Consider the following 24,915-nt stretch of genomic DNA (forward strand, 5'->3'; position numbering starts at 1 on the left):
GGTTGGGTGCGGCTGGCCGGACTCCTCCGCGTGCTCGGTCGCGAAGACGCCCGCTGAGCGGACGTGACGCTCCCTTAGACGCACGCCTCCGGAATTCGCCCAGCCGCCGGGGCCGCCCACCTAAGCGATCGACACGGCCGAGCGTCAGCGGAGCCGGACTTTTCGAAAGCGTGCGTCAAAGCGACGAACTGGGCCCACGCCGTCCGGGTTCCCTGGCCGAGCTTGCGAGGCTAGGGGGAGGGTGGGGCGCAGCACGCGTGAAAATGTCCGGTCCGCCGGTCCGGTAGCAACCGGAGATCAGGACAGCGGGGCGACGCCTGGGTAGAGCGGGTGGGCTGCGGCGAGGGTTTCGACGCGGTGACGCAGGCCGGAAAGGTCCGCGCCGGCGTCGGCCATCAATGCCTCGGCGATGATGTCCGCAACCTCGCGGAAGGCGTCCTCGCCGAACCCGCGGGTGGCGAGGGCGGGGGTGCCGATCCGGAGGCCGGAGGTGACCATCGGCGGGCGCGGATCGAACGGGACGGCGTTGCGGTTGACGGTGATGTCGATCGCGGCGAGCCGGTCTTCGGCCTGCTGCCCGTCGAGTTCGCAGTTGCGAAGATCCACCAGGACCAGGTGCACGTCCGTGCCGCCGGACACCACGGAGATGCCCTTGGCTGCCACGTCCGGCTGGACCAGGCGTTCGGCGAGGATCCGGGAGCCGGCCAGTACGCGTTCCTGGCGTTCCTTGAATTCTTCCGAGGCTGCAATCTTGAAGGCCACGGCCTTGCCTGCGATCACGTGCTCCAGCGGCCCGCCCTGCTGGCCCGGGAACACCGCGGAGTTGATCTTCTTGGCGACGTCGGCGTCGTTGGTCAGGATGATGCCGCCGCGCGGACCGGCGAGGGTTTTGTGCGTGGTGGACGTGACAACGTGGGCGTGCGGCACGGGGGAGGGGTGCAGGCCGGCAGCCACGAGGCCGGCGAAGTGCGCCATGTCAACCATCAGGTACGCGCCCACGGAATCGGCAATGCGGCGGAACTCGGCGAAGTCCAGCTGGCGGGCGTAGGCGGACCAGCCGGCCACGATGAGCTGCGGCTTGTGCTCTTGGGCCAGGCGCTCCACCTCGCCCATGTCGATGGTGTGGGTGTCTTCGCGGACCTGGTAGGGGACCACGTTGTAGAGCTTGCCGGAGAAGTTGATCCGCATGCCGTGGGTCAGGTGGCCGCCGTGGGCCAGGTTCAGGCCCATGATGGTGTCGCCGGGCTTGATCAGCGCGTGCATCACCGAAGCGTTCGCCTGCGCGCCGGAGTGCGGCTGGACGTTGGCGTACTCCGCGCCGAAGAGGGCTTTGACGCGGTCGATGGCGAGCTGCTCAATGACGTCCACGTGTTCGCAGCCACCGTAGTAGCGCTTGCCCGGGTAGCCCTCGGCGTACTTGTTGGTCAGCACCGAGCCTTGGGCCTGCATGACTGCAGCGGCAGTGTGGTTTTCGGAAGCGATCATTTCCAGGCCGTCGCGCTGGCGGCCCAGTTCGTCGTCGATCTTGGCTGCGATCTCGGGGTCCAGCGCCGACAGGTCCGCGTTCAGGCTGGGGGAGACCACCTGCTCAAAGGCGGTGACGGTGCCGATGCCTGCGGCCGCGGCGCTCACAGTTCGCCGCCGTTTGCTGCGGCGTATTCTTCGGCGCTGAGGAGGGGACCCTCCGCGGTGACGGCTACCTTGAAGAGCCAGCCGGCGCCGTAGGGGTCGCTGTTGATCAGGGCGGGGTCGGACACCACGCCGTCGTTGATTTCGGTGACCTCACCGGTAACGGGGGCGTAGAGGTCGGACACGGACTTGGTGGATTCCACCTCGCCGCAGGTTTCGCCGGCGGTCACGGTCGATCCGACCTCGGGCAGGTCCACGTACACAATGTCGCCCAAGGCATCCGCGGCCACAGCGGAAATCCCGATGTTCACCGGCCCCGACCCATCAACAGCAACCCACTCGTGCTCGGCGGAGTACTTCAGTTCAGCTACAACTTTGCTCATGATTTTTCCTGTTCGTTTGAAAACTTGCTTCTGGTTGGGTTGGGTGCCGGGTGACCGAATTCCTCCGCGTGCTGCTCCTTCGTCGCTCTGACGCACGCTTCCGGAATCCGCTCACCCGTCCTTCCCTGTCACCTTGGTCGATAATCGCCAAAGGTCGAGTTGTCAGCGGTGAGCGACCCTTGCCCCTGCGGGACCGGCATCCGGAAGCGGGCGTCTAAGGGAGCGTCACGTCCGCCCAGCGGGCGTCTTCGCGACCGAGCCCGCGGAGGATGCCGGTGCCGCCGGGCAAAAGGCGACCACGGCGAGGCAGTCGGGCTACTTTTGGCGCTTGTAGAAGGGGAGTGCCACGACTTCGAAGCGTTCGGGCTTGCCGCGGAGGTCGACGTCAACCACGGTGCCAACCTCGGCGAACGCGACGTCGACGTAGGCCAGTGCGACAGGGTAGCCGAGGGTGGGGCTGGGCTGTCCGGAGGTCACCTCGCCGATCAGGGTGCCGTCCTTGAGGACGGGGTAGTGGCCGCGGGCTGCGCGGCGGCCGGTTCCCTTGAGGCCTACGAGCTTCTGCCCGACGGTGGAGCCGACGCCTGCGGCCTTGAGGGCCGCCAGGGCTTCCTTGCCGACGAAGTCGCCTTCCTTGGACAGGGCGACGACGGGACCCAGTCCGGCGGCGTACGCGTTGACGCGCCGGGAGAGTTCGTTGCCGTACAGCGGCATCCCGGCTTCCAGGCGGAGCGAGTCGCGGCATGCGAGGCCGGCGGGGATGAGGCCTGCGCCTTCACCGGCGGCGAGCAGCGCTTCCCACAGGGCCGGAGCTTCCAGGTTGCCGACGTAGATTTCGAAGCCGTCCTCGCCGGTGTACCCGGTGCGGGCCACCAGCAGGTTCCGGATGGCTCCGCCGAAGCTGATGCCCACTTCCACGGCGGCGTAGTACTTCAGTTCCGTCACCAGGGAGTGCTGGCCGGCGGGGACCAGTTCCAGCAGGATCGCCTCGGCGGCGGGGCCCTGGACTGCGATGAGGGAGGTGTCGGCGGAGGCGTCCTCTACGTTCACGTCGAACTTCGCGGCGCGCTCCTGCAGGGCCTCGGCCACCACTTTCGCGTTGCCCGCGTTCGGCACCACCAGGAACGTGTCGTCCGCCCGGCGGTAGGTGATGAGGTCGTCGATGATGCCGCCGTCCGTGTCGCAGATCAGCGAGTACTTGGCCTTGCCCACGGCAATGGCGGACAGCTTTCCGGCCAGGGCGTAGTCCAGGAAGGCACCGGCGTCGGGGCCGCTGACCCAGACCTCACCCATGTGGGAGAGGTCGAACAGGCCAGCGGCGTTGCGGACGGCGTGGTGTTCGGCGAGTTCGGAGCTGTACTTCAGGGGCATCTGCCAGCCGCCGAAGTCCGTGAAGGAGGCGCCGGCCTTTTTGTGCTGCTCGTAGAGGGCGGTGTAGTTCTCAGTCATGGGAAGTCCTTTTAGTTTTCGAATGCTTCGAGGGGCGGGCAGGAGCACACCAGGTTGCGGTCGCCGGCGGCGCCGTCGATCCGGCCCACCGGCGGGAAGTACTTGTCCTGCCGCAGCGACGGAACCGGGAAGGCGGCCTGCTCGCGCGGGTAGGCGCGGTCCCAGCCGGAACTGACGACGGCGGCGGCCGTGTGCGGTGCGTTGCGCACCGGCGATGCCTCCAGGGAGAAGTCCCCGGCAGCCACCTGCTCGATCTCGGCGTGGATGGTGATCATGGCCTCGATGAAGCGGTCGATCTCGGCCAGGTCCTCGGACTCGGTGGGCTCCACCATCAGGGTCCCGGCCACCGGGAAGGCCAGGGTGGGGGCATGGAAGCCGAAGTCGATCAGGCGCTTGGCCACGTCCTCAGCCGTCACCCCGGTGCGGGCGGTGAGTTCGCGCAGGTCCAGGATGCACTCGTGCGCCACCAGCCCGCCTTCACCGGTGTAGAGGACCGGGTAGAACTCGTTCAGGCGTGCAGCGACGTAGTTCGCAGCCAGCAGCGCGGACTTGGTGGCCTGGGTGAGGCCCTCGCCGCCCATCAGCTTTACGTACGCCCAGGAGATGGGCAGCACGCCGGCGGAGCCGAAGCGCGAGGCCGAGATGGCTACGCCGTGGCCCTCTTCATGGGCGGCCTTGTTCGCGTCGCCGGGCATGAACGGCGCCAGGTGTGCCTTGGCAGCCACCGGTCCGACGCCGGGGCCGCCGCCGCCGTGCGGGATGCAGAAGGTCTTGTGCAGGTTCAGGTGGGACACGTCGCCGCCGAACTTGCCCGGCTGCGCCAACCCGACGAGGGCGTTGAGGTTCGCACCGTCCACGTACACCTGGCCGCCCGCGGCGTGCACGGCGTCGCAAACGTCCCGGACGTCGCCGTCGTAGACGCCGTGGGTGGAGGGGTAGGTGATCATGATGCAGGACAGGACGTCCTTGTTCGCCTCGATCTTGGCGTACAGGTCCTCATGGTCGATGGTGCCGTCAGCGGCGGTGGCCACGACCACGACCTTCATGCCGGCCAGGACCGCGGAGGCGGCGTTGGTGCCGTGCGCCGAGGCAGGGATCAGGCAGACATTGCGCTGCTCGTCGCCGCGGGAGTGGTGGTAGCCGCGGATCGCCAGCAGGCCGGCGAGTTCGCCCTGGGACCCGGCGTTGGGCTGGATCGACACCTGGTCGTACCCGGTGATCTCGGTCAGGTCCGCTTCCAGCCCGGCGATCAGTTCACGCCAGCCCTCGGTCTGGGAATCCGGGGCGAACGGGTGGATGGAGGCGAACTCCGGCCAGGAAATGGCTTCCATCTCGGCCGTGGCGTTCAGTTTCATGGTGCACGAACCCAGAGGGATCATGGTGCGGTCCAGCGCCAGGTCCCGGTCGGAGAGCTTGCGGATGTAGCGCAGCAGCTGGGTTTCGGACCGGTGCGTGTTGAACACCGGGTGCTCCAGGTATCCGGACGTGCGCAGCACGTCTTCGGGCAGTTCGAAGCCTGCCGCGTCGCCCACCGGGCCGGCACCAAAGGCGACGGCGACGGCGGACAGCGTTTCCGCCGTCGTCGTCTCATCGATGGAGACCCCCACGGTGTCCGCGTCGACGAAGCGCAGGTTGATGCCGCGGGCTTCCGCGGCGCTGATGACCTTGGCGGCCTTGCCCGGAACGCGGACGGTAAGGGTGTCGAAGAAGGAGTCGGTGACCAGTTCGCGGCCCATGGCCGTCAGGGCGGTGGCCAGGGTCCGGGCCTTGTGGTGGACGCCCTCCGCGATGGCCTTCAGCCCGTCCGGGCCGTGGTAGACGGCGTAGAACGAGGACACGATGGCCAGCAGCGCCTGGGCGGTGCAGATGTTGGAGGTGGCCTTCTCACGGCGGATGTGCTGCTCGCGGGTCTGCAGGGCAAGGCGGTACGCGGGAACCCCGGCGTTGTCCTTGGAGACGCCGACGAGCCTGCCCGGGAGGGTGCGTTCCATGCCCTTCTGGACAGCCATATACGCGGCGTGCGGGCCGCCGAAGAACAACGGAACACCGAACCGCTGGGTGGAGCCGACGGCGATGTCCGCGCCCTGCTCGCCCGGAGGGGTAATGAGGGTCAGTGCCAGCAGGTCAGCGGCGACGGTAACGAGGGCGCCTCGCTCCTTGGCCCCGGCAATCACCCCGGACTGGTCCCAGACGTGTCCGGACACGCCAGGCTGCTGCAGGACGATGCCATTGATGGCTCCTTCAGGCAGCCCTGTTGAGAGGTCGGCAACTTCCACCTCGAAGCCGAGTGCTTCGGCGCGGCCCAGCACGATGGCGATTGTCTGGGGAAGGAGGTCGGCGTCGAGGACCGTCCTGCCGTCTTTGGCGTCCTTATTCTTGTTGGCACGGCGCATCAGCAGCACGGCTTCGGCCACGGCCGTAGCTTCGTCGAGGAGCGAGGCGTTGGCCACGGGCAGGGCGGTGAGGTCCTGCACCATGGTCTGGAAGTTCAGCAGCGCCTCGAGCCGGCCCTGGGAGATTTCAGGCTGGTAGGGGGTGTAGGCCGTGTACCAGGCGGGCGCTTCGAGGATGTTGCGGCGGATCACGGCCGGGGTGACGGTGTCGTAGTAGCCCTGGCCGATCATCTGCACGGCGGTCTTGTTCCTGCCGGCCAGGCGGCGCAGTTCGGCGAGGACTTCCACTTCGCTCAGTGCGTCGGAGAGCTTGAGTGCCGTTTCCTGCCGGATGGAGGCCGGGACGGCCACCTCAACGAGGCCATCGACGCTGTCGTAGCCCACGGCCTTGAGCATGGCGTCAACGTCCGCCTGGCGGCGCGCGCCAATGTGGCGGTCAACAAACGTGGTTGGAAGGGACTGAATCGTCATGAGGAACTCCGGGTCTGGCCGGCCGGGTCGGCGCGGCGTGGATGGGTTCCTCCCCGCTCTGTATTGGACCTGAGAGATTCCGCGTTTCCTGCTGGTGGCAGGGGCCGCTTGCACCGTCGGTGAACCGGATGAATTCCGGTTGCTTTCCAGAGTTGCCTCGCCGTGACGGTACGTGGGCCTGAGAGATTCCTGGGGAGGATTTGCTCCTACGGCGCCTGCCCGGTGGATGCCGGGAGGTCTCTCCCGTCACAGCTCGAAAGGCTATTCAACTGTGGGTGATTCGGCTCACACAGTACAGGTTGGTTGAAGCAAAAACAAATCGGCACGTCACAGAACCGCCCCCAATGGACGTGCAGGCAACCGAGGTTGACTTTTTTTCGTGATCCGCACCACACTGGGTCGGTGTTCGGCACCGTCCCGGCTGGCTCTGCGTATTCGGAGCAGCCCGGGCCAGCGTTGCCCCGGCAAGGTGCGGCGGCTGGACACAACCACTAATTGAAGATCGCCTTCGACCTGCGGCGGGAGAGTCCTGCCGGGTACATTTAGCAGGCGCCGTAGGAGCAAACCCTCCCCAGGAAACTCTCAGGCCCATGTACCGCCGCGGACAGGCAACTCTGGAAAGCAGCCAGGCTCGTTCCTGGCTCACCGACGGTGCAAGCGGCCCTGCCGCGGAAACTCTCAGGTCCACTACAGAGCGGGGAGGAACCCAACTTTTGCGGCACCCATTTGCCGCTTTATCGATGGAGTTCCTCATGGCGATTCATCCCCACGCTTCCAACGGCGAGCCACCGCAGAACGGGGCGGCCGGAACGGCTGCCCGCAGCGAGCCCCCACACCTCGAGCGGCAACTCACCAACCGGCACATCCAGCTCATTGCCATTGGCGGCGCCATTGGCACCGGCCTCTTCATGGGCTCCGGCAAGACCATTTCCGCGGCCGGCCCCTCCGTGATCTTCGTGTACATGATCATCGGGTTCATGCTCTTCTTCGTCATGCGTGCCATGGGCGAACTGCTGCTGAGCAACCTGAACTACAAGTCCTTCAGCGACTTCGCCGCCGACCTCCTGGGTCCCTGGGCCGGGTTCTTTACCGGCTGGACGTACTGGTTCTGCTGGGTGATCACCGGCATTGCGGACGTTATCGCCATCGCCGGCTACTCCAAGGAACTCTGGCCGGGCGTGCCGCTCTGGATCCCCGGGCTTGCCACGGTGGCCATCCTGCTCCTGCTCAACCTCGCCACAGTGAAGGCCTTCGGCGAGACGGAGTTCTGGTTCGCCCTGATCAAGATCATCGCCATCGCCGCACTGATCATCGTGGGCCTGTTCATGATCTTCACCGGCTTCCAGAGCGACGCCGGCACAGCAAGCTTCACCAACCTCTGGAGCCACGGCGGCTTCTTCCCCAACGAATTTATGGGCTTCGTGGCCGGCTTCCAGATCGCCGTCTTCGCCTTCGTGGGCATCGAACTGGTGGGCACCACCGCGGCTGAGGCCAAGAACCCGGAGAAGACCCTGCCCAAGGCCATCAACGCCATTCCCGTGCGCGTGCTGCTCTTCTACGTCGGCGCCCTGATCATCCTGATGGCTGTCACCCCGTGGACCCAGTTCGCCGCCGGACACAGCCCCTTCATCGGGATGTTCTCCCTGGCAGGCCTCGGCGCCGCGGCCACCGTGGTCAACCTGGTGGTCCTCACCTCCGCCATGTCCTCCGCCAACTCCGGCATCTACTCCACCTCGCGGATGGTCTTCGGCCTGGCCCAGGAAGGCGACGCCCCGGCGGTCTTCAGCCGGCTGTCCGCCAAGAAGGTGCCCAGCAACGCCCTGTTCCTGTCCTGCGTCCTGCTGCTGTCCGGCGTCGTCCTCATGTACGCCGGCCAGGACGTGGGCAAGGCATTCGAGATGGTGACCACCGTCTCCGCCGTCTGCTTCGTCTTTGTGTGGTCCATCATCCTGGCCAGCTACATCGCCTTCCGCCGGCGCCGTCCGCACCTGCACGACGCGTCGAAGTTCAAGATGCCCGGCGGCATCGCCGCGGTATGGGTGGTCTACGCCTTCTTCGCGTTCGTCCTCTGGGCGCTGACCACGCAGCCGGACACCCTGGCGGCCCTGCTGGTGACCCCCATCTGGTTCCTCATCCTCGGCGTCGCCTGGGCTGTGCTGCGCCGCCGTCCGGCCCACCTGGCACGCTTCGAGGTCTTCCGGGCGGAGCTGCGCGCTGATGAAGCCGCCGCCGTTCGCGGAACGGGGCAGGACCGCAGCGCCGCGGAGCAGGAGGAAGTTTCCCCCGGCACGCACTCCTAGGCTTGTCCGCGCCGGGGTGCCTTGACGGCGCTGACTGGCCAACAAGATTCTGACTGACAGCACTGCGGCAGGGCCCATCACGGGTCCTGCCGCAGTGCTGTCAGCCGCATTAGCCTGCAGGGCGCAGAAAGTTCAGCATGCTTACTGTTTCTCCACATAGGATGGAAAAGCACGGCAGCAGAACCGCTGCAGGTCGATGTGAATGAAGGTGACCATGGCTAAGCGCAGCAACCCCGCAGTACGGATCGCCCAGGAATCCGCCCATAACGCGCTGTTCGACGCGGACGGCAAGCCCAAGCCAGGAGTGCACAACATGCTCCTGAAAGCCGTCGAAATCCAGCGGCCCCTGGTGCTCGCGTATATCCGCCGGCTGCAGCGGAAACACCCAAAGGCCACCGCGGCCCAGCTGGCCGACATCCTTGAGCGCAACTACCTCCGCGCCGTCACCGGCGGCGGAGCCGTGGTGGGCGCCACCGCCGTCGTCCCCGGCGTCGGCACGGTGGCTTCGCTGGGACTGTCCGCCGCCGCAACCGTGGGATTCCTGGAGGCAACCGCCCTGTACGCCACCTCCCTCGCCGAGCTCCACGGCATCCGGCTCACCAACCCGGAAAAGGCCAGCACCATGGTCATGGCCATCATGCTGGGAGAAGAAGGCACCGCCCTGCTGGGCACGCTCAGCGGACAGGCTGCGGCGGGCGGCGGCGTGGGCGCCACGAAGCACTGGGGCAACGTCCTGTCCAAGTCGCTGCCCATGCCGGGCTTCAGCAGCATCCGCAACAGGATCCAGAAAGCCTTCCTCAAGAACCTGCTCAAACGCCAGGGCACCGCACTGTTTGGCCGGGCCCTCCCGTTCGGGATCGGCGCGGTGGTGGGTGGAGCCGGTAACCTCGTGATGGGCCGCGCGGTGGTGGCCAACGCCAAGGAAGCGTTTGGACCCATGCCGGACACCCTTCCCGGCGAGCTCAGGGCCGCCGGGGGACCGGACAACCAGCTGGAAGGCAACACCCTTGGATCTCAACGCTGACCTCGGCGAATCATTCGGCTCCTGGACCATGGGGGACGACCCCCGCATGTTCCAGCTCGTCACCAGCGCCAACGTGGCCTGTGGCTTCCATGCGGGCGACCCCGTCACCATGCTGGACAGCTGCCGGGCGGCGTACGAGCTGGACGTGACGGTCGGGGCCCACGTTGGCTACCGGGACCTGGCCGGGTTCGGCCGGAGGTCCCTGGACACCAGCTTCGACGAACTGTTCGGTGACGTGCTGTACCAGCTCGGCGCGCTCGACGGCGTCGCCCACGCCGTGGGTGCCTCGGTGGACTACGTCAAACCGCACGGGGCCCTGTACAACCGGCTGGTCCACGACGCCGGGCAGGCATCGGCCGTGGTGGCGGCCGTCAACGCCTACGACCCGGGCCTGCCCATCCTCGGCCTGCCGGGCTCGGAGCTGCTGAAGCAGGCGCAGGAAGCAGGCCATCCGGTCTTCGTGGAGGCCTTCGTTGACCGCGCCTACCAGGCCGACGGCACGCTGGTGCCGCGCTCCGTGGAAGGCTCCGTGCTGCACGACGTCGATTCCATCGTTGAGCGGGCCGTCCGGCTGGCCACGAAAGGCGAAGTGGTGGCCGCCGACGGCACGCTGGTCCAGGTCCGGCCAGACTCGCTCTGCATCCACGGAGACACCCCGGGAGCGGTGGAGATGGCCACCCGGGTCCGCGCCGGGTTGGAGGCTGCCGGCGTCACCCTCGAGCCCTTCGCCTGAGGCGTTCGCCTGAACGGCTCAGCCGAAAATCAGGTGTGCCACCGTGAAGATCAGCAGGCCCGCCAGTGATCCCACCACGGTGCCGTTGATCCGGATGAACTGGAGGTCCTTGCCCACCTGCAGTTCGATCTTCTGCGATGTTTCCTCTGCGTCCCAGCGGGCCACGGTGTCAGTGATGACGCCTGCGATGTCGGACCGGTACGTCTTCACCAGGTAGCCGGCGGCGTCCCCGATCCAGGCGTTGACCTTGCCCGCAAGTTCGGGGTCGTTGACCAGCCGGGAGCCGAAATCGCGGACCGCGGCCTTGAACTTGACGGTGAGCTCGCTGTCCGGATCGTCCACCGCACCCAGCAGGGCGTTCTTGACGGTACCCCAGGTGCGTGAGGCGAGTTCCCTGACCTCGGGGTCGCCCAGCACCTGGGCCTTGATGTCCTCGGCCCGCGCGATCATGGCGGGGTCGTGCTGCAGGTCCTGGGCCAGGTCATTCAGGTATTTGTCGATCTGCTGCCGCACCTGGTGGCGGGGGTCCGCCTGGACCGCACGGACAAACTTGAGGATCTCCACGTACACCTTGTCGCCCACCAGGCCATCCACGAACTGCGGTACCCAGGTGGGGGACCGGTCGGACACCAGGCGGGACACCGTTTCGTGGTTGTCGTCCACCCAGTCGGCAGCCCGGTCAACCAGCAGGTCCACCAGGGTGTGGTGGTGGCCGTCGTGGAAGATCCGCTCGGCGATCCTTCCCACCGGCGGCCCCCAGGGCGGGGTGAGCAGGTGCTTGCGGACCATTCCCTCGATGACTGCCTGGACGTCGTCGTCGTTCAGGACCTTGAAGGCGCCCCGGATGACCGCTGCGCCCTCCTTGGCTACCCGGTCCGCGCCTGCGGGTGCTGCCAGCCGTTCACCGGCGCGGCGGGCAATGTTGACGCTGGCCAGCTTGTCCTGGACCACCTGTTCGGACAGGAAGTTGGTTTCCACGAACTCGCCCAGCGAGGCGCCGATCTGGTCCTTCCGGCGCGGAATGATGGCGGTGTGCGGGATTTTGATGCCCATGGGGTATTTGAACAGGGCGGTGACCGCGAACCAGTCCGCCAGGGCGCCCACCATGCCGCCCTCCGCAGCGGCACGCACGTACTGCAGCCAGGGGTAGTCCTCCTGCAGGGCGAACGCCACGATGAAGATCACGGCCATGGCGATGAGCAGCCCCAGTGCCAGCAGTTTCATCTTCCGCAGTGCAGCCGCCTTTTCCGCGTCTCCTCCGCTGAGGGTCCGGCCGACGGCGGCCTGCGGCTTCGCCCCGCCGGGCACCGCGGGCGCGGAGCGGGTAGGGGATTCCGGGGCCGTTGGCTCAGAGTTCACCTGCATGTGCCAAGCCTAGCCCCGCATCCGCGGCCGGGTCGGCTACCGTGTCCCCATGACACTTGACGAGCCGACACCTCGCGGACCGGCAATTCCCGGGTGGCCACTTGACGGGCCGGCGCCGCAGCGTCCCCTGGTCTTCGCCCACCGTGGCTCGAGCGCCGCGTTCGCCGAGCACACCCGCGCCGCCTACCTGCAGGCGCTCGCGGACGGGGCAGACGGCGTCGAATGCGATGTCCACCTCACCCGGGACCAGCACGTCGTCCTGCTGCATGATGCCAACCTGGACCGCACCTCCGACGGCACCGGGCCGGTGGGGGACCGGACGCTGCGCGAGCTGCGGCAGCTGGACTTCTCCTCCTGGAAAGGTGCCCGCATCCCGGAGATCTACGGTGCCCGGTCCGAGCAGCTCCTCACCCTTCCGGAGCTCCTGGACGTCCTCCGCGGAGCGGGCCGGCCGGTGAAGCTGGCCATCGAGCTCAAGCATCCCAGCCCCTACCAGCTCAAGCTCGAGGACCGTGTGCTGGAGGTGCTCCGGGCTGAGGGGTGGGATCCCGGCAGCTCCACGGTGGACAACGTGGCGGTCACTTTCATGAGCTTCAGCCCGGACTCGGTGCGGCACCTCCTGCACTCCGTGCCGCCGCAATATATCTGCCAGCTCGTGGATGACCTCACCATCCACGAGATCCGCGGCGGCCTGGGCCTGGGACTGATCACGGGCAACGCCGTGGCCAACCTGATGAAGGCCACCCAGCTGGAAGGCGAGCGGATCCTGGACGCCGGACTGGTGGGACTTGCGGGGCCGGGCATTGAGTACGTGCGCGAGCGGCCGGAGACCATCCGGCGATGGCTGGAGGCCGGACGCCGCTTCCGTGTGTGGACAGTGGACTCGGAGGAGGACGTGGACCTGTGCCGGGAGCTGGGGATCCAGGAGGTCACCAGCAACGTCCCGGCCCGGGTGCTGGCGCAGCTGCACGAGGCCTCACCGCAGGGAAGGTAGCAGCCATGGCAGGCTCCGGGACGCAGGGCATGCTCCGCCACTGGTGGGGCGGAGCGCTGGACGTGGAAGGCCTGGCCTTGCACGCCGTAGGTTCAGCCGCTGCCGCACTGGACCGATACACGGGGCCCCCGGGAAGGTATACGGCAAGCCCGGAACTGACAGCGGCCGCCTTCGATTCGTCCGGGCACCTAAGGATCGCAGGGCGCGCGGTGCAGGGTTTCGCGCCGCTGTCCGGTTTCCGGCGCACCCGGGACGGCTGGATTCGGCTCCACGCCAACTACCCGCACCATGAGCAGCGGCTGCTGAACGCTTTGGAAACCACCACGCCGGAGGGCGTTGACGCCGCACTGCGCGGCATGCCGTCCCTGGAAGCCGAGGCGGTGATCCAGTCCGCCGGAGGGATCGCCGCGGCCGTCCGGACGCGGGCCGAGTGGGAGGCGTCGGAGATGGGGGCTGCAGCGGCTGCCGGACCGTGGCTGCTCCTGGACCCCGCCGACGGCGGCGGACCCCTGCCGGCGGTGGCGCCGGCATCCGGGGACCCGCGCCGCCCGCTCGCCGGACTGAGGGTCCTGGACCTGACCAGGGTCATCGCAGGTCCGGTGGCCACCCGGCTGCTGGCGGCCCTCGGTGCGGACGTGCTCCGGATCGATCCGCCGGCCATCCCGGAGCTCACCGACCAGTTCGTGGACACCGCTTTCGGAAAGCGCAGCGCTGTCGCCGACCTTGCCCGGCCCGGGGCGCGGGCGGAAGTGGACAGGCTCGTAGCCGGTGCCGACGTGGTGGTCACCGGATACCGCAGCGGCGCACTGGACCGTTTCGGCCTCGACGCCGCGACGCTGCTGTCGGCCCGGCCGGAACTGGCAGTGGTCACGCTGACCAGTTGGGGGAGCGCGGGCCCGTGGAACCGGCTGCGGGGATTCGACAGCATAGTCCAGGCCGCGGCCGGCATCGCCCACCTGTACCGGACAGCCGACGGCGACGGCGGGTGGCGGCCCGGCGCCCTCCCGGTCCAGGCACTGGACCATGCCACCGGGTACGGAGTGGCGGCTGCCGCCGTGACGCTGCTCGCCCGGCGGCGCGCGGAGGGACGCGGCGGTACCGCCCGGTTGTCGCTGGCACGCACGGCGGAAGAGCTGTTCTCCCTTCCGCACACCGCGCAGCCGCCGCAGGAACTGCCGGCTCCGGAATACCGCACCATGCCCAGTTCCTTCGGGGACCTGCGCTACGTACGGCCGCCCCTCCTGGTGGACGGGGAGCCGCTGGATTATCCCGGGCCGCCTCCGCCCTACGGCAGCTCCGCCCCGGCGTGGGCAGAGCACCCTGCCTGGCCGCCCGTCCCGGACTGATCAACGGCCGCTGCCGCGTTTCTTCCGCCCGCACCGGCTGTGGTTGAGTGGAGCCATGCCTTTCCCCAGCTCCGGCCGGGCCGCACGAAACCTGTCCGCTGCTGCCATGAGCGCCCTGCTCCTTGCCAGCGCCGGCAAGCACTTCCGAAGCCCCGGCTTCTACCGCCAGGTGGTTCCCGACTGGCTCTGCCGGCAGGATGCCGCCGCCGGCGACGCTGCCGCACCCGCCAACCGGGCATATGCCGTCTTCTCCCGCGAGGAATGGATTGCCGTCTCCGGTCTGCTCGAAGCCGCGGCCGCCGTCGGGATCCTATTTCCGGCAACCCGCAGGACCACCGCCACCGCCCTGTCGGTCCTGTTCACCGCTTTCCTTGCCGGCCACATCGATGCGCTGCGGCACGCCTTTGGCCCGGAGGGGACACCCCGGCAGCGGAGGATCCACGCAGCGCGCCTGCCCCTGCAGGCCCCCCTGATCGCCTGGGCCTGGAGCCTGCGTGCCGCCGGTCCGGGGAGCCAGCGGTGAAACTGACGGCATCACCGGCGGTTCGGGTGGGCATCTCCATCAGCATCGCCACCGGTCTCTACGGTGTGTCCTTCGGTGCACTGTCAGTCACCTCGGGGCTCGACTTCTGGCAGACCATGGCGCTGAGCCTCCTGCTGTTCAGCGGCGGCTCCCAGTTTGCCTTCATCGGGGTGGTGGGAGGTGGGGGGTCCGGAATTGCCGCCATGAGCGCCGCCACCCTGCTGGGCATGCGCAACGGCATCTACGGCATGCAGCTGAACGCCCTGCTGCGGCCGGAAGGGTGGCGCAAGTACGTCGGCGCGCAACTGACCATCGACGAATCCACTGCCACCAGTACGGGCCAGTCCGATCCCGGCGAGCAGCGCAGGGGCTTCTGGGCGGCGGGCATCGGCATCTATGTGCTGTGGAACTTCTTCACGGCCGTGGGTGCACTTGCCGGAAGCGGCCTGGGCGACCCCCGGCAGTGGGGGCTCGACGGCGCCGCCGTGGCCGCGTTCCTTGCACTGCTGTGGCCGCGGCTCAAGGGCCGGGAGCCTGTTGCCATCGCGGTCGCATGCGCCGTGGCCACCGTCATCGCCGTGCCGCTGGTCCCTGCCGGAGTACCCATCCTGGTGGCCGCGCTGGTGGCCGCCGTGATCGGCTGGTTCAGCCACGGCCGCAGCGACGAGGGGCTCGAACCCGACGTGGAACCCTACGCGGGACACCACGGCCAGGGCAGCAGGGAGGCTGGCTCATGAACCTTTGGTTCTGGCTCCTGCTCGCCTGCCTCCTGGCCTACGGCTGGAAGATCGTGGGGTACTTCGTCCCCGCCCGGTTCCTGGAAAACCCCCGGATGTCCCGGATTGCGGGGACCATGACCATCGGCCTCCTCGCGTCCCTCACCGTGGTCAACGCCGCCGCGTCCGGGCAGTCATTGGCCGCTGACGCACGGCTGGGTGCCCTGGCCGCCGCGGCCGTTGCCCTTGCCCTGCGGGCCCCGTTCCTCCTGGTGGTCATTGTGGGCGCAGGTACTGCGGCCCTGCTGAGGATGGCAGGCTGGAACTGAAAACGTGATCTGCGTCACGGGATTGCGGGCCTGCCGGCGGTACTATGAACTCGGCTATGCAGTTGGCCGTTGGATTCGCGTGTGAACGGCCACCATGGAAAATCAGCTTCACGCCGCCGGCGAAAGAGCCGGCCGGCCCCAGCGCAAGAAGGTCCGCCGCCGCGCCGGTGTGCCGGCAAAACACTTCGTCACCCATTTCTCCGGGCTGTCCGACGTCCCCGCAGCGGACCTGGAACTGCTCGCCTCCAGCCTGCGGAGCGGCCTCGAGCTTGACCCCGGCTCTCCTGTCCAGGCGCTCCATGCCGCCGTGGGACGCGAACTGCGCCGCCGCGCCGATACTGCTTCCGGTTAGGGCTGGCGCCTGCGCGAAGCGCCGGAAAGAGGAAACCATGAGCGACCAGCCAACATCCCGCACTCCCGTCGACGGGAACGGCAGTGCAGTCACAGGCGGCCACGATGGCGCGGCCGCAGGTGGCGCTGCCGCCATTCCCGTGACGCCCGACGGCGGGACGAACCGGACGCGCCGCCACTACCTGGATCCCGGCGGCCCGGAGTCCACCAGGGAGATGAGGGACACGGCCCGGCGCCGGAGGGATGCCGAGGAGAAGCTCCGGCAGCATCTGCTTAAGGCCCGGAAGCACGTCCCCAACGGAGAGGGCGGGACGGGCGGGCCCCGGCAGTAGGAGCGTGCTGACGAGGCGGCAACGGCTGCACCTCTGTGAAGGAACTAGGCCACTCCGTGGGCGGCGCCGTCCGGGGAAGCTGCCCTGCGGCAACTTTCCTCGACAGCAAGGTCATACCACGCCTGCGAGCCGAACTCCGGCTCTGCGGTGTCCAGGTCCTGGAACAGGATGTCCAGCAGGTCGGCAAGGTCTTCCGCGCTCAGCAAGGCCAGGACTTCGTCCGGTTCGCGCGGATCATCCAGGTAGAGGAATAGCTTGGGGTTTTTCATTGCGCGGCGGCAGATGCGCGCCGGATACGCCTGAAATGATGCATGGGGTGCTCCAGCCCAAAGGAACGGGAGGCTGACTGCGTAACCTCCTAGAAGTTTATGGCACCTGCTGTTGCCCCCACAACAGGACGCCGGCAACGGGCGGCGCAACGCCAGGCTCCTGTGACGCTGAATCCGCGCCACAGGCGGGCCGCCCCGGCGGCCAGGATCAGCGCAGGGCGTCCGGCTGCTGGGCCGCCCCGGCGGGCGCAGGCACCGGGACATGGGCCGGCAGCGGGCGGGCGGGGCGGGTGGACCTGATGGCGTCTTCCACCAGCGCCAGGGGCCGACGCCAGGCGTCGGATCCCGGCTCCATGGTGTCCACCACGGAGATCAGCATGGCCAGGAGCCGGAACATGTCCGTCATGGAGATGTCCTGCCGCAGGCTGCCCTGCCCCTGGCCGCGTGCCAGCAGGACGCTGACGGATTCCATCAGCGTTCCGGTGATGCCGGTGAGGAGTTCGCGCCTGCCTGCCACAGCGCCGAGCAGGTTGGCGTCGGCGCTGGCGGCATCCATCAGGGCTTCCAGGACCCGGAACAGCCCGGCAGCGGCGTCGATGTCCGCCAGTGCGCCGTCAACCACGGGATCCACCGAGATGCGCAGCTGCCGGTTCAGGGCCGCCAGGACCAGTTCTTCCTTGTCCGCGAAGTTCCGGAAAAGCGTGGCGGGGCCAACCCCCGCCGTCGTGGCGATGGTCTGCAGTGGAACCTCCGGACCGAACTCCCGGAAGCAGTGGCGCGCCGCGGTAATGATCTTGTCCACGTTCCGCGCGGCGTCGGCGCGGAGGGGCTTGCGGGCGACTGCGAGACTCATGCGAAAAGGTTAGCAACGGAGCTTTAAGCCTTCACCGTTACTGCGGGGTAGGGGCCGATTGTGACGGCCGCCCCTCCCGGCCCCGTTTTCCGGCCCGCCCTGCATGGCAGACTGGGCCCATGCTGCTTGCCTTTTCCGTTGCCCCGTCCGGTACTCCCGCTGAAGGTCCCCGCCCCGGTGACGCCTCGGTCCACGACGCCGTCGCCGCCGCCGTCAAAATCGTCCGTGAGTCCGGCCTGCCCAACAGGACGGATTCGATGTTCACCACCATCGAGGGTGAGTGGGATGAGGTCTTCGACGTGGTCAAGCGCGCCACCGAAGCGGTGGGCCAGTTCGGCAGCCGGGTGTCCCTGGTGATCAAGGCGGACATCCGGCCCGGCTACACCGGTGAACTCACGGCGAAGGTGGACCGGCTCGAAGGAGCCCTCGCGGACGGTTCCTGACCGGCTCCTGCGCTTGTTGTGCCCAGCTGCCGGGGCCCGTTGGGAGCCGCCGCACAGGCCTGCCGACGTCACGGCACGAGCCCCGTCCGGGACGTCCTGAACGTCTGGACCAGCCCGGAGCCGCGTGCCAGACTGTGGCCATGTTCGAGCACAAGCCCCGGCCGGAATGGACCGCCACCGAAGAGTTCCTGACCCGGACCGTGGTCCATCCGGATCCTGCTCTTGAACAGGCCATCCGTTCGGCGGCGGATGCGGGCATGCCTGCCATCGAGGTGGCGCCGAACGCCGGCAAGCTCCTGATGCTCCTGGTCCAGTTGACAGGTGCCCGGCGGATCCTCGAGATCGGCACGCTGGCAGGCTTCAGCACCATCTGGATGGGGCGCGGCCTACCGCCCAGCGGGACCCTGGTCACCTGCGAATTCCTGCCCAAGCACGCCGAGGTGGCCTGGGCCAACATCGACAATGCCGGCCTGGGCGAGAAGGTTGAAATCCGGCTGGGACCGGCACTGGACACCCTCGCCGCGCTAGAGGAGGAGGGCCGTGAGCCCTTCGACTTCATCTTCATCGACGCGGACAAGGAGAACAACAGCCGGTACCTGGACTGGGCCGTGCGGCTTGGCCGGCGCGGCGCCACGGTGGTCCTGGACAACACCATCTGGGAAGGTGCTGTCCTTAACCCGGACATGGATCCGGTGAACGCTCCAGGCATCATCGAGGCGCTTACGCTGCTGGGCGAACACCCGCGCCTGGACGCCACCGTCATCCAGACCGTCGGCTCCAAAGGCTGGGACGGTTTTGCCTTGGCCCGCATCACCTGAACCGTCCTGCATGCCGCACACCGAATTGCTAAGTATGCTGAGAATAAGAGTCCGGCTGGCGGGCAGCCGGGCAGGCCGCAACGGAGGAAAACGATGAAGGCATCACCCACCCTTGCCAGCAACCTGCAGTTGGTCCTGACGGACCTGATCGAGCTGCACCTGCAGGGAAAGCAGGCCCACTGGAACCTCGTGGGCACCAACTTCCGCGACCTCCACCTGCAACTGGATGAAATCGTCACGGCCGCACGCCTCTTCGCCGATGACGTTGCCGAGCGCATGCGGGCCCTCCACGCACTGCCGGACGGGCGGAGCAGCACCGTCACCGCGGACACCCGCCTGGACGGGTTCCCGGAGGGCCTCACCTCCACCAAGGACACCGTCAAACTCATCACCGCCCGGCTGGAACGGACCGTCAAGACCATGCGCGATGTCCACGACGAGGTGGACGACGAAGACCCCACCAGCGCGGACCTGCTGCACGCGGTCATCGAACGGCTGGAACAGCTGGCCTGGATGGTCAATGCCGAAACCATGGCGCCCACCGCAGCCGTGACCGAGCCGGCCGCCAAGTAGTTGGCGGCGGAACGAAAACCGGGGAACGGGCCCGGCACGCTGAACCCGACGGCCGCGGGGACTCCGGCCGAACCCGTCCTGATGGACTCCACCGCCGACCAGCTGGCGCAGTGGGCTCCGCAGCCGGCCGCCGTGGAAGCCGCCGCCGGCGACATCCCGGAACTGCTGGGACTGGCCGTACGGGCCGGCCACACCTGGCCCCTCCCGGGAGAAGGCCGCACAGCCATCCTCTGGGAGCTTCTGGCCTCGGTGGCCGCAGCCGACGTGGCCGCAGCCCGGGTCTTCGAGCCGCACTTCGACGCCCTGGCCATCCTGAACCAGGCATCCGTGGACGCGGACCGTGACGGTTCCTGGGGGGTCTTCGCCGCCGAAGGTCCTGGCATGAGGCTTGAAGCAGCACATGCAGGGACCCGCTACGTGCTGCAGGGGTCAAAGCCGTGGTGTTCCCTGGCGGGCCGGCTGGACCACGCCGTCATCACCGCGCACACGGACGACGGCGGCAGGGCAGCTTTCGCCGTCGACCTCCACCACGCCGGGGTTACCGCCGAAGAGCCGGCGTGGGTGGCGCGCGGCCTGCGGGAAATCCCCAGCGGGACAGTGCACTTTGAGCAGGTGCCCGCAATACCGGTAGGCGGCACCGGCTGGTACCACAGCCGTCCCGGCTTTGCGTGGGGCGGCATGGGCGTCGCCGCCTGCTGGCTCGGCGGAGCCGTGGGTGTGGCCCGCGACTACCGGCAGGGCCTGCGGGAGGGAGCGGACGGCGGACGCCAGCCCGACCAGCTGGCGCTCGCAGCGCTGGGCGAGGTGGACCGCCTCCTCTCCTCGGCCCTCCAGTACCTCGGCCGGACCGCCGGACAGATTGACGCCGGGGCATCCTTCACCGCAGGCAACAGCGCCTGGAGCGAAGCCCAGCGCGTGCGCGGAACCGTTGCTGCCGCCGTCGAACGCGTCCTGCAGCTGGTGACGGCAAATCGTGGCCCGGGACCGCTGGCCTTCGACGAAAAGTACGCCAAACGCGTTGCAGACCTGGCCCTCTACGTCAGGCAGCATCATGGACACCGCGATGACGCCCAGCTGGGCTTGCTGGCGCTGAAGGGCGACTGCCCGTGGTGACGTTCTCGCACACCGACCGGGGAACGGCTGAATCAGCCTGGGCCGCAGCCGGGCTGTCCTCCGCGCCGGACCTTCCGCTGGATGGCAACGAACTGGCCAGGATGGGCTTTGTGATCCTGGCCGCCCACCCAGACGACGAAACACTGGGCGCCGGCGGGCTGGCGGCCACGCTCAGCGGCCTCGGAGCCGCCGTCGAGGTGCTGCTCTGCACGGCCGGGGAGGGCTCCCATCCGGAATCACCCAGCCACACGCCCGGGCGCCTCGCCGCAATCCGGCTCGAGGAGTTCGGGCACGGACTGGCCGCCTTGGGCCTGGAAGGCCGGTGGCGGTTCCTCGGCCTGCCGGACCGCGGCCTCGGCCTGCACGCCGAGGCCATCGCCGGTGCGGTGCGCGAGGCGGCCGAGCGCCTGGCAGCATCGCCGGAAGGTCCGCGCCGGCTGGTCCTGGTGGCGCCCTACCGGGCCGACGGGCACGCCGACCATGACGCCCTGGGTGCGGTGGCGGCGGGCGTCGCCGCCAGCGACGGCCACGGGCTGCTGGAGTACCCCATCTGGTACTGGCACTGGGCCGGCCCGGACCACCCCGGGTGGCGCGACTGGGTCAAACTGCATCTCGGCCCGGCCGCCCGGCAGGCCAAGGACCGGGCGATGGCTGCGCACGGCAGCCAGGTCCGGCCGTTGTCCCCCGCCCCGGGGGATGAGACGCTGCTCAGCGAAGACTTCCTGTACCACTTCGCTCGGGGCTACGAGATGTTTGCCTGGACGCCGCCCCGGACAGCAGGGGACCGGCCGCACCGCAGCGGCGAGGCGGAGCAGATCTTCGACGCCGTGCACCGGCGCGCAGAGGACCCATGGGATTACGCCTCCAGCTGGTACGAACAACGCAAGCGCTCCCTCACGCTTGCCGTGCTGCCCCGGGAGTCCTACCCTGCAGGACTGGAAGTGGGCTGTTCGATCGGGATGCTGACGGCGGAACTCGCCGCACGGTGCGGCAGCCTGCTGGCCCTGGACGCCAGCGGTGTTGCCGTGGACCGGGCAGGGCAACGGCTGGGACACCTCGGGCACGTACACGTGGACAGGATGGTGGTCCCCGGCTCCTGGCCGGACGGCACCTTCGACCTGGTGGTGCTCTCCGAGGTGGGGTACTACCTGCCCGGGGATGAGCTTGCCGCGCTGTGGGACCGGGTGGAGGCCACCCTCCGGCCCGGCGGGACACTGCTGCTCTGCCACTGGCGGCACCCGGTGGACGGCTGGGAACTCGACGGCGAGACAGTCCATGCCCGGGCCAGGGAGCGGCTGGGCTGGCAGCCGGCAGGCCTGTACCGGGAGCGGGACTTCATCCTCGAAGCCCTGGTTGCCCCTGAAGTCCTCCCTGCTGCGGAGCCGGGGACGGCATGACGGTCCCGGCGGAGCATGGCATCCGGCACGTTGGCGTGGTCATTCCGGCCCACAACGAAGAGCGGCATCTGGCGGCCGCCCTCACCGCCGTGCGCACCGCCGTCGATACCCTCAACGCAGCCCGTCCCGGGGTCAGCGTCCGCGTCGTGGTGGTCCTGGATGCCTGCACCGACCGGTCGGGGACCATCGCACGCACCTTCGCGGCGGCCGACGCCAGGTTCGCCGTGCAGGACGTGGACTTCCGGAACGTCGGAGGCACCCGGCGGGAAGGCATCCGGGCCGTGCTGGCCGGGGCCGCCGCCCGGGACGTTCCGGACACGCAGGCCTGGATCGCGAACACCGATGCAGACTCCCGCGTCCCGCCGCACTGGCTCACCCGCCAGGTGGAGCTTGCCGACGCCGGAAGCGATGCAGTGCTGGGATCCGTGGAACCGGACCGCAACGGCATGGATGCGGGGCTGGTCCGCGCCTGGCATGCCCGGCACCACCTGAGGGAGCACCACCCGCATATCCATGGTGCCAACCTCGGCGTCCGGGCCTCGGCCTACCTGGCGGCAGGCGGATTTCCGGCCGCCGAGTCGGGGGAGGACCGTTCCTTGGTCAAAGCCCTGAGGAGTTCCGGTGCCGTTATCTCCGCCACGGATACCAACCGGGTGGTCACCTCGGGAAGGCTGGAGGCGCGGGCTCCGCGGGGGTTTGCGGGCTACCTCCTGGCCCTCGCCCTGGGAAGCTCCGGCGGGAACGTCCAGGCGTGAACGCAGCCCGGTCATGAAAACAGCAGGGCCGCCGCGTGTGGCGGCGGCCCTGCTGCCGATGCCTGTCAGCTCTCCGGAGACTGTTGACGGGTCCGGAAGGATGAGAGGGTCAGACCAGGTCGGGTGCGCTGGCCACGATGTAGTCGGCTGCCGCTGGACCTGTCATGGACAAGTTGTTGCTGTCAGGGTTGATTCCCTGGGCATGGAGGGCTTCCCACAACGCGTCAGGCGGCTGAAGCTGGGCCTTGTGGATCAGGCACCAGCTGGTGTACAGGCCGTAGAGCTCGTCGCGTCCGAGCCCGAGCCCGGGCTCCTTGTCCGGGACAACTGCTTCGGCAAGAAAATCTTCGAAATGGTTAGCAGGCATGTCCGCTCATTATGTTGACCGTGATGCCGCCGGATCTGCTTCAGCGGCTCCGCCGGGGATTGGCCGGCAGAGTAAATAAGAAGGTATTGCAGCGCTGATCGCTTTGTCCAGTCAGGCGTGCCTGCCCTGGCCGCGTTCATGCGCAGGGAAGCCGCAAGGGCGGAAATGCCTGCGCGGGCGCAACGTCCAGGGGGCCGACGGCGACTGGGGGGACTGGCCTCGGTCTCAGAAGAGGCCATCTCACCGCCGGCCCCGCTTAGCCCCGGGGCTTCAGCCACCCGGGAAACTTGTCAGGACCTGCTGCTAATTTTCCTCCTCTTTCCGGGTCCTGCCTAGTGCCTGTGGTTTTCCGGGTTGTCCGTGTCGCTGTGGCCGTGGGCGGCCCGCTCCTGCACCTTGTCCTTGACCCTCTCGCGGTGCGGTTCGGTACTGCGCTTGTCCTGCCCGGCACCCTCCGGCGAGTTGCCCTCGCCGTTCTGCGCCGCATATTGTTCCCGGAGTTCCCGGCCGTGCTGGACGTCCTCCTCGTGCTGGGCCTGCAGCTTCTCGCTCTTCTTGGTGTCCCGGGGCGGCAGCTGGATGGTCTCTTCGGCCTTGATGCCGGCCTGGAGCTGGCGGCCGCGTTCTGTTTCGGCGTCGAACTCGGCGCCAAAGAGCAGCGACATGTTAAGGATCCAGAGCCACAGAAGCATGACGATGACGCCGCCCAGGGCTCCGTAGGTCTTGTTGTAATTGCCAAAGTTGCCCACGTAGAAGCCGAAGCCGAGCGACGCCAGCAGGAAGACCACCAGGGCGATGCCGGAGCCCATGCTCATCCACTTGAATTTTGGCTGTTTCACGTTGGGCGTCGCGTAGTAGAGCACGGCGATGATGACGATGATGAGGGCCACCATCACCGGCCATTTGGCGATGTTCCACACCATGAGGAAGGCGCCGCTCAGCCCGATCAGGCCGCCGACGGCCTCAGCCACGGGGCCGCTGAGGACCAGCATGCCGGCAAGGATGGCGATGATGACGATGGCGAGCAGCGTGACCGCCAGCATGGTGCCGCGGAGTTTGACGAAGGCCCGGCCTTCATCCACCTCGTAGACGCGGTTCATGGCCCTGCCAAAGGCGCCCACATAGCCGGAAGCCGACCACAGGGCTGTTGCCAGGCCGATGACCAGGGTAAAACCTGCGGCGGGTGCGCTGGCCAACTCGCTGACGGTGCCGCTGACCGTGTTCACGGTCTCCGCGGGGGCGAAGCCACGCACAATCTCCAGGAGGGCGTCGGTGGTCTTCTGGGGATCCCCGAACAGGCCAATCAGGGACACCAGGGCCAGGATGGCCGGGAAGAGCGAAAGTACTGCGTAGTACGTCAGTGCGGCGGCAAGATCGGGACACTGGTCCTTGCTGAACTCCCGCAGCGTCTTCTTGGCGATGTATTTCCAGTTCGGCTTGTCCAGCTCTTTGGGGCTGTCAGGCTTCCTGGGGTCGTTTGGATCCGGTGCTTGCCCGGCCTTGGCCGTGCTGGTCTCGGATGCGTCGTGAGTGGCCATGGGGGCGTCCTCTCGGTCGGGGGCTGAACGGGACAGGCCGGCACCGCGGGTGGGCGGAGCCGGCCTGTCAGGTGATGCAGTTGCCTTGCCAGGGGCGTGCTGTAGCCGCGCTGCAGCCTAGGTGTTTTGGATGGTGTCTTTGGCGTCGGTGGCGCGGTCTTTGACGTCGGTGGCGGCGTGTTGGCCTTCGGTTTTGACGTGTTCGGCGGCGTCGGTGGCGGTGGCTTTGACGTTGTCCATGGCCTGTTGGGCGGGTTCTTTGAGGTCTTCGACGACGGTTTTGGCGGCGTCGGTGACTTGGGTGGCGAGGGGTTGGGCTGCGGTTTTGAGTTGGTCGGCGGCTTCGCGTTCTTTGTCGCTGGCCGGGATCAGGGAGGAGATCAGCATCCCGGCGCCGAAGGCGATCAGGCCTGCGGCCAGGGGGTTGCCGGCGGTTTTGGCTTTGACCTGG

Annotated in this window: 25 protein-coding genes, 1 pseudogene and 3 riboswitches; of the genes and pseudogenes, 16 read left to right on the top strand and 10 right to left on the bottom strand. The window is 68.2% G+C overall.

Features of this window, described 5'->3' with window-relative positions:
• Positions 1–297: 297 nt before the first annotated feature.
• The 4 genes from glyA to gcvP all read right to left on the bottom strand — a co-directional run bounded on the left by glyA (position 298) and on the right by gcvP (position 6,325).
• Positions 298–1,632, bottom strand: coding sequence for a serine hydroxymethyltransferase (gene glyA / locus AS031_RS19015; RefSeq protein WP_058269737.1), 1,335 nt, complete (start codon positions 1,630–1,632; stop codon positions 298–300).
• On the bottom strand, positions 1,629–2,012 hold the full coding sequence (gene gcvH, locus AS031_RS19020; protein ID WP_058269738.1) for a glycine cleavage system protein GcvH: 384 nt from the start codon (positions 2,010–2,012) through the stop codon (positions 1,629–1,631). The genes glyA and gcvH overlap by 4 nt, the downstream gene beginning before the upstream one ends.
• 315 nt (positions 2,013–2,327) lie before the next feature.
• Complete coding sequence (gene gcvT, locus AS031_RS19025; RefSeq protein WP_058269739.1) at positions 2,328–3,461, bottom strand: glycine cleavage system aminomethyltransferase GcvT; 1,134 nt, start codon at positions 3,459–3,461, stop codon at positions 2,328–2,330.
• 11 nt (positions 3,462–3,472) lie between these two features.
• A complete protein-coding gene (gcvP, locus tag AS031_RS19030; protein WP_058269740.1) occupies positions 3,473–6,325 on the bottom strand; it encodes an aminomethyl-transferring glycine dehydrogenase in 2,853 nt (950 codons plus the stop codon).
• Positions 6,326–6,481: 156 nt separating this feature from the next.
• Positions 6,482–6,581, bottom strand: a riboswitch (glycine riboswitch).
• A 253-nt stretch (positions 6,582–6,834) separates the two neighbouring features.
• Positions 6,835–6,933: riboswitch (glycine riboswitch) on the top strand.
• Positions 6,934–7,028, top strand: a riboswitch (glycine riboswitch).
• A 49-nt stretch (positions 7,029–7,077) separates the two neighbouring features.
• Here gcvP and cycA point away from each other — a divergent pair.
• From cycA to AS031_RS19045, 3 genes are all read left to right on the top strand, one after another.
• Positions 7,078–8,625 (top strand): D-serine/D-alanine/glycine transporter, encoded by a 1,548-nt coding sequence (gene cycA / locus AS031_RS19035; protein WP_058269741.1) that lies wholly within the window; start codon positions 7,078–7,080, stop codon positions 8,623–8,625.
• A gap of 214 nt (positions 8,626–8,839) precedes the next feature.
• Positions 8,840–9,649: a hypothetical protein gene (locus AS031_RS19040; protein WP_058269758.1), complete on the top strand. Its 810-nt coding sequence runs from the start codon at positions 8,840–8,842 to the stop codon at positions 9,647–9,649.
• Complete coding sequence (locus tag AS031_RS19045; RefSeq protein ID WP_058269742.1) at positions 9,633–10,382, top strand: LamB/YcsF family protein; 750 nt, start codon at positions 9,633–9,635, stop codon at positions 10,380–10,382. The genes AS031_RS19040 and AS031_RS19045 overlap by 17 nt, the downstream gene beginning before the upstream one ends.
• An 18-nt stretch (positions 10,383–10,400) precedes the next feature.
• On the opposite strand, the gene AS031_RS19050 is transcribed toward AS031_RS19045, so the two are convergent.
• Positions 10,401–11,747: a DUF445 domain-containing protein gene (locus tag AS031_RS19050; protein ID WP_058269743.1), complete on the bottom strand. Its 1,347-nt coding sequence runs from the start codon at positions 11,745–11,747 to the stop codon at positions 10,401–10,403.
• A gap of 49 nt (positions 11,748–11,796) precedes the next feature.
• On the opposite strand from AS031_RS19050, the gene AS031_RS19055 reads away from it, so the two are divergent.
• The 7 genes from AS031_RS19055 to AS031_RS19085 all read left to right on the top strand — a co-directional run bounded on the left by AS031_RS19055 (position 11,797) and on the right by AS031_RS19085 (position 16,338).
• Positions 11,797–12,741: a glycerophosphodiester phosphodiesterase gene (locus AS031_RS19055; protein ID WP_082642065.1), complete on the top strand. Its 945-nt coding sequence runs from the start codon at positions 11,797–11,799 to the stop codon at positions 12,739–12,741.
• A gap of 5 nt (positions 12,742–12,746) precedes the next feature.
• Positions 12,747–14,087 carry a CoA transferase gene (locus AS031_RS19060; RefSeq protein WP_058269744.1) on the top strand — a complete coding sequence of 447 codons (1,341 nt, stop codon included), beginning with the start codon at positions 12,747–12,749 and terminating at the stop codon, positions 14,085–14,087.
• 55 nt (positions 14,088–14,142) lie between these two features.
• Positions 14,143–14,610 (top strand): DoxX family protein, encoded by a 468-nt coding sequence (locus AS031_RS19065; protein ID WP_058269745.1) that lies wholly within the window; start codon positions 14,143–14,145, stop codon positions 14,608–14,610.
• Entirely contained in the window at positions 14,607–15,347 is a 741-nt protein-coding gene (locus AS031_RS19070) for an AzlC family ABC transporter permease (RefSeq protein ID WP_176716577.1), read from the top strand. The genes AS031_RS19065 and AS031_RS19070 overlap by 4 nt, the downstream gene beginning before the upstream one ends.
• A complete protein-coding gene (locus AS031_RS19075; RefSeq protein WP_058269746.1) occupies positions 15,344–15,655 on the top strand; it encodes an AzlD domain-containing protein in 312 nt (103 codons plus the stop codon). Before AS031_RS19070 ends, AS031_RS19075 begins: the two co-directional genes overlap by 4 nt.
• Before the next feature lie 94 nt (positions 15,656–15,749).
• Positions 15,750–16,007 carry a hypothetical protein gene (locus AS031_RS19080; protein WP_058269747.1) on the top strand — a complete coding sequence of 86 codons (258 nt, stop codon included), beginning with the start codon at positions 15,750–15,752 and terminating at the stop codon, positions 16,005–16,007.
• A 37-nt stretch (positions 16,008–16,044) separates the two neighbouring features.
• Complete coding sequence (locus tag AS031_RS19085; RefSeq protein ID WP_058269748.1) at positions 16,045–16,338, top strand: hypothetical protein; 294 nt, start codon at positions 16,045–16,047, stop codon at positions 16,336–16,338.
• Between the two features lie 44 nt (positions 16,339–16,382).
• Here AS031_RS19085 and AS031_RS19090 read toward each other — a convergent pair whose 3' ends face one another.
• On the bottom strand, positions 16,383–16,607 hold the full coding sequence (locus AS031_RS19090) for a hypothetical protein (protein ID WP_058269749.1): 225 nt from the start codon (positions 16,605–16,607) through the stop codon (positions 16,383–16,385).
• 208 nt (positions 16,608–16,815) lie between these two features.
• A complete protein-coding gene (locus AS031_RS19095) occupies positions 16,816–17,460 on the bottom strand; it encodes a TetR/AcrR family transcriptional regulator (protein WP_058269750.1) in 645 nt (214 codons plus the stop codon).
• A 119-nt stretch (positions 17,461–17,579) separates the two neighbouring features.
• Between AS031_RS19095 and AS031_RS19100 the strand changes: the two genes are divergently transcribed.
• The 6 genes from AS031_RS19100 to AS031_RS19125 all read left to right on the top strand — a co-directional run bounded on the left by AS031_RS19100 (position 17,580) and on the right by AS031_RS19125 (position 22,559).
• Positions 17,580–17,903, top strand: coding sequence for a thiamine-binding protein (locus AS031_RS19100; protein ID WP_058269751.1), 324 nt, complete (start codon positions 17,580–17,582; stop codon positions 17,901–17,903).
• Positions 17,904–18,043: 140 nt separating this feature from the next.
• The gene (locus AS031_RS19105; RefSeq protein WP_058269752.1) at positions 18,044–18,721 is read left to right on the top strand and encodes an O-methyltransferase; all 678 of its coding nucleotides are present in this window, start codon (positions 18,044–18,046) and stop codon (positions 18,719–18,721) included.
• Between the two features lie 93 nt (positions 18,722–18,814).
• Entirely contained in the window at positions 18,815–19,294 is a 480-nt protein-coding gene (locus AS031_RS19110) for a Dps family protein (protein WP_058269753.1), read from the top strand.
• 81 nt (positions 19,295–19,375) lie between these two features.
• Entirely contained in the window at positions 19,376–20,407 is a 1,032-nt protein-coding gene (locus AS031_RS19115) for an acyl-CoA dehydrogenase family protein (protein WP_058269761.1), read from the top strand.
• A complete protein-coding gene (locus tag AS031_RS19120; RefSeq protein WP_058269754.1) occupies positions 20,401–21,804 on the top strand; it encodes a bifunctional PIG-L family deacetylase/class I SAM-dependent methyltransferase in 1,404 nt (467 codons plus the stop codon). The genes AS031_RS19115 and AS031_RS19120 overlap by 7 nt, the downstream gene beginning before the upstream one ends.
• Positions 21,801–22,559 (top strand): glycosyltransferase family 2 protein, encoded by a 759-nt coding sequence (locus AS031_RS19125; RefSeq protein ID WP_058269755.1) that lies wholly within the window; start codon positions 21,801–21,803, stop codon positions 22,557–22,559. The genes AS031_RS19120 and AS031_RS19125 overlap by 4 nt, the downstream gene beginning before the upstream one ends.
• A gap of 109 nt (positions 22,560–22,668) precedes the next feature.
• On the opposite strand, the gene AS031_RS19130 is transcribed toward AS031_RS19125, so the two are convergent.
• The 3 genes and pseudogenes from AS031_RS19130 to AS031_RS19140 all read right to left on the bottom strand — a co-directional run.
• Positions 22,669–22,926, bottom strand: coding sequence for a hypothetical protein (locus AS031_RS19130; protein ID WP_058269756.1), 258 nt, complete (start codon positions 22,924–22,926; stop codon positions 22,669–22,671).
• A gap of 332 nt (positions 22,927–23,258) precedes the next feature.
• Positions 23,259–24,464, bottom strand: a complete 1,206-nt coding sequence (locus AS031_RS19135; RefSeq protein ID WP_058269757.1) for a YihY/virulence factor BrkB family protein — start codon at positions 24,462–24,464, stop codon at positions 23,259–23,261.
• A 117-nt stretch (positions 24,465–24,581) separates the two neighbouring features.
• Positions 24,582–24,915: pseudogene (locus AS031_RS19140) on the bottom strand (DUF3618 domain-containing protein); the annotation flags it as partial.

The sequence above is a fragment of the Pseudarthrobacter enclensis genome, assembly GCF_001457025.1.
Taxonomy (GTDB): Bacteria; Actinomycetota; Actinomycetes; order Actinomycetales; family Micrococcaceae; genus Arthrobacter; species Arthrobacter enclensis.

Bases quoted from the DNA above. Each gene is read 5' to 3' on its own strand.
- gcvH (WP_058269738.1), bottom strand. From the start codon at position 2,012: ATGAGCAAAGTTGTAGCTGAACTGAAGTACTCCGCCGAGCACGAGTGG.
- gcvT (WP_058269739.1), bottom strand. From the start codon at position 3,461: ATGACTGAGAACTACACCGCCCTCTACGAGCAGCACAAAAAGGCCGGC.
- gcvP (WP_058269740.1), bottom strand. From the start codon at position 6,325: ATGACGATTCAGTCCCTTCCAACCACGTTTGTTGACCGCCACATTGGC.
- cycA (WP_058269741.1), top strand. From the start codon at position 7,078: ATGGCGATTCATCCCCACGCTTCCAACGGCGAGCCACCGCAGAACGGG.
- AS031_RS19040 (WP_058269758.1), top strand. From the start codon at position 8,840: ATGGCTAAGCGCAGCAACCCCGCAGTACGGATCGCCCAGGAATCCGCC.
- AS031_RS19050 (WP_058269743.1), bottom strand. From the start codon at position 11,747: ATGCAGGTGAACTCTGAGCCAACGGCCCCGGAATCCCCTACCCGCTCC.
- AS031_RS19055 (WP_082642065.1), top strand. From the start codon at position 11,797: ATGACACTTGACGAGCCGACACCTCGCGGACCGGCAATTCCCGGGTGG.
- AS031_RS19060 (WP_058269744.1), top strand. From the start codon at position 12,747: ATGGCAGGCTCCGGGACGCAGGGCATGCTCCGCCACTGGTGGGGCGGA.
- AS031_RS19065 (WP_058269745.1), top strand. From the start codon at position 14,143: ATGCCTTTCCCCAGCTCCGGCCGGGCCGCACGAAACCTGTCCGCTGCT.
- AS031_RS19075 (WP_058269746.1), top strand. From the start codon at position 15,344: ATGAACCTTTGGTTCTGGCTCCTGCTCGCCTGCCTCCTGGCCTACGGC.
- AS031_RS19080 (WP_058269747.1), top strand. From the start codon at position 15,750: ATGGAAAATCAGCTTCACGCCGCCGGCGAAAGAGCCGGCCGGCCCCAG.
- AS031_RS19085 (WP_058269748.1), top strand. From the start codon at position 16,045: ATGAGCGACCAGCCAACATCCCGCACTCCCGTCGACGGGAACGGCAGT.
- AS031_RS19090 (WP_058269749.1), bottom strand. From the start codon at position 16,607: ATGAAAAACCCCAAGCTATTCCTCTACCTGGATGATCCGCGCGAACCG.
- AS031_RS19095 (WP_058269750.1), bottom strand. From the start codon at position 17,460: ATGAGTCTCGCAGTCGCCCGCAAGCCCCTCCGCGCCGACGCCGCGCGG.
- AS031_RS19100 (WP_058269751.1), top strand. From the start codon at position 17,580: ATGCTGCTTGCCTTTTCCGTTGCCCCGTCCGGTACTCCCGCTGAAGGT.
- AS031_RS19105 (WP_058269752.1), top strand. From the start codon at position 18,044: ATGTTCGAGCACAAGCCCCGGCCGGAATGGACCGCCACCGAAGAGTTC.
- AS031_RS19110 (WP_058269753.1), top strand. From the start codon at position 18,815: ATGAAGGCATCACCCACCCTTGCCAGCAACCTGCAGTTGGTCCTGACG.
- AS031_RS19115 (WP_058269761.1), top strand. From the start codon at position 19,376: ATGGACTCCACCGCCGACCAGCTGGCGCAGTGGGCTCCGCAGCCGGCC.
- AS031_RS19125 (WP_058269755.1), top strand. From the start codon at position 21,801: ATGACGGTCCCGGCGGAGCATGGCATCCGGCACGTTGGCGTGGTCATT.
- AS031_RS19130 (WP_058269756.1), bottom strand. From the start codon at position 22,926: ATGCCTGCTAACCATTTCGAAGATTTTCTTGCCGAAGCAGTTGTCCCG.
- AS031_RS19135 (WP_058269757.1), bottom strand. From the start codon at position 24,464: ATGGCCACTCACGACGCATCCGAGACCAGCACGGCCAAGGCCGGGCAA.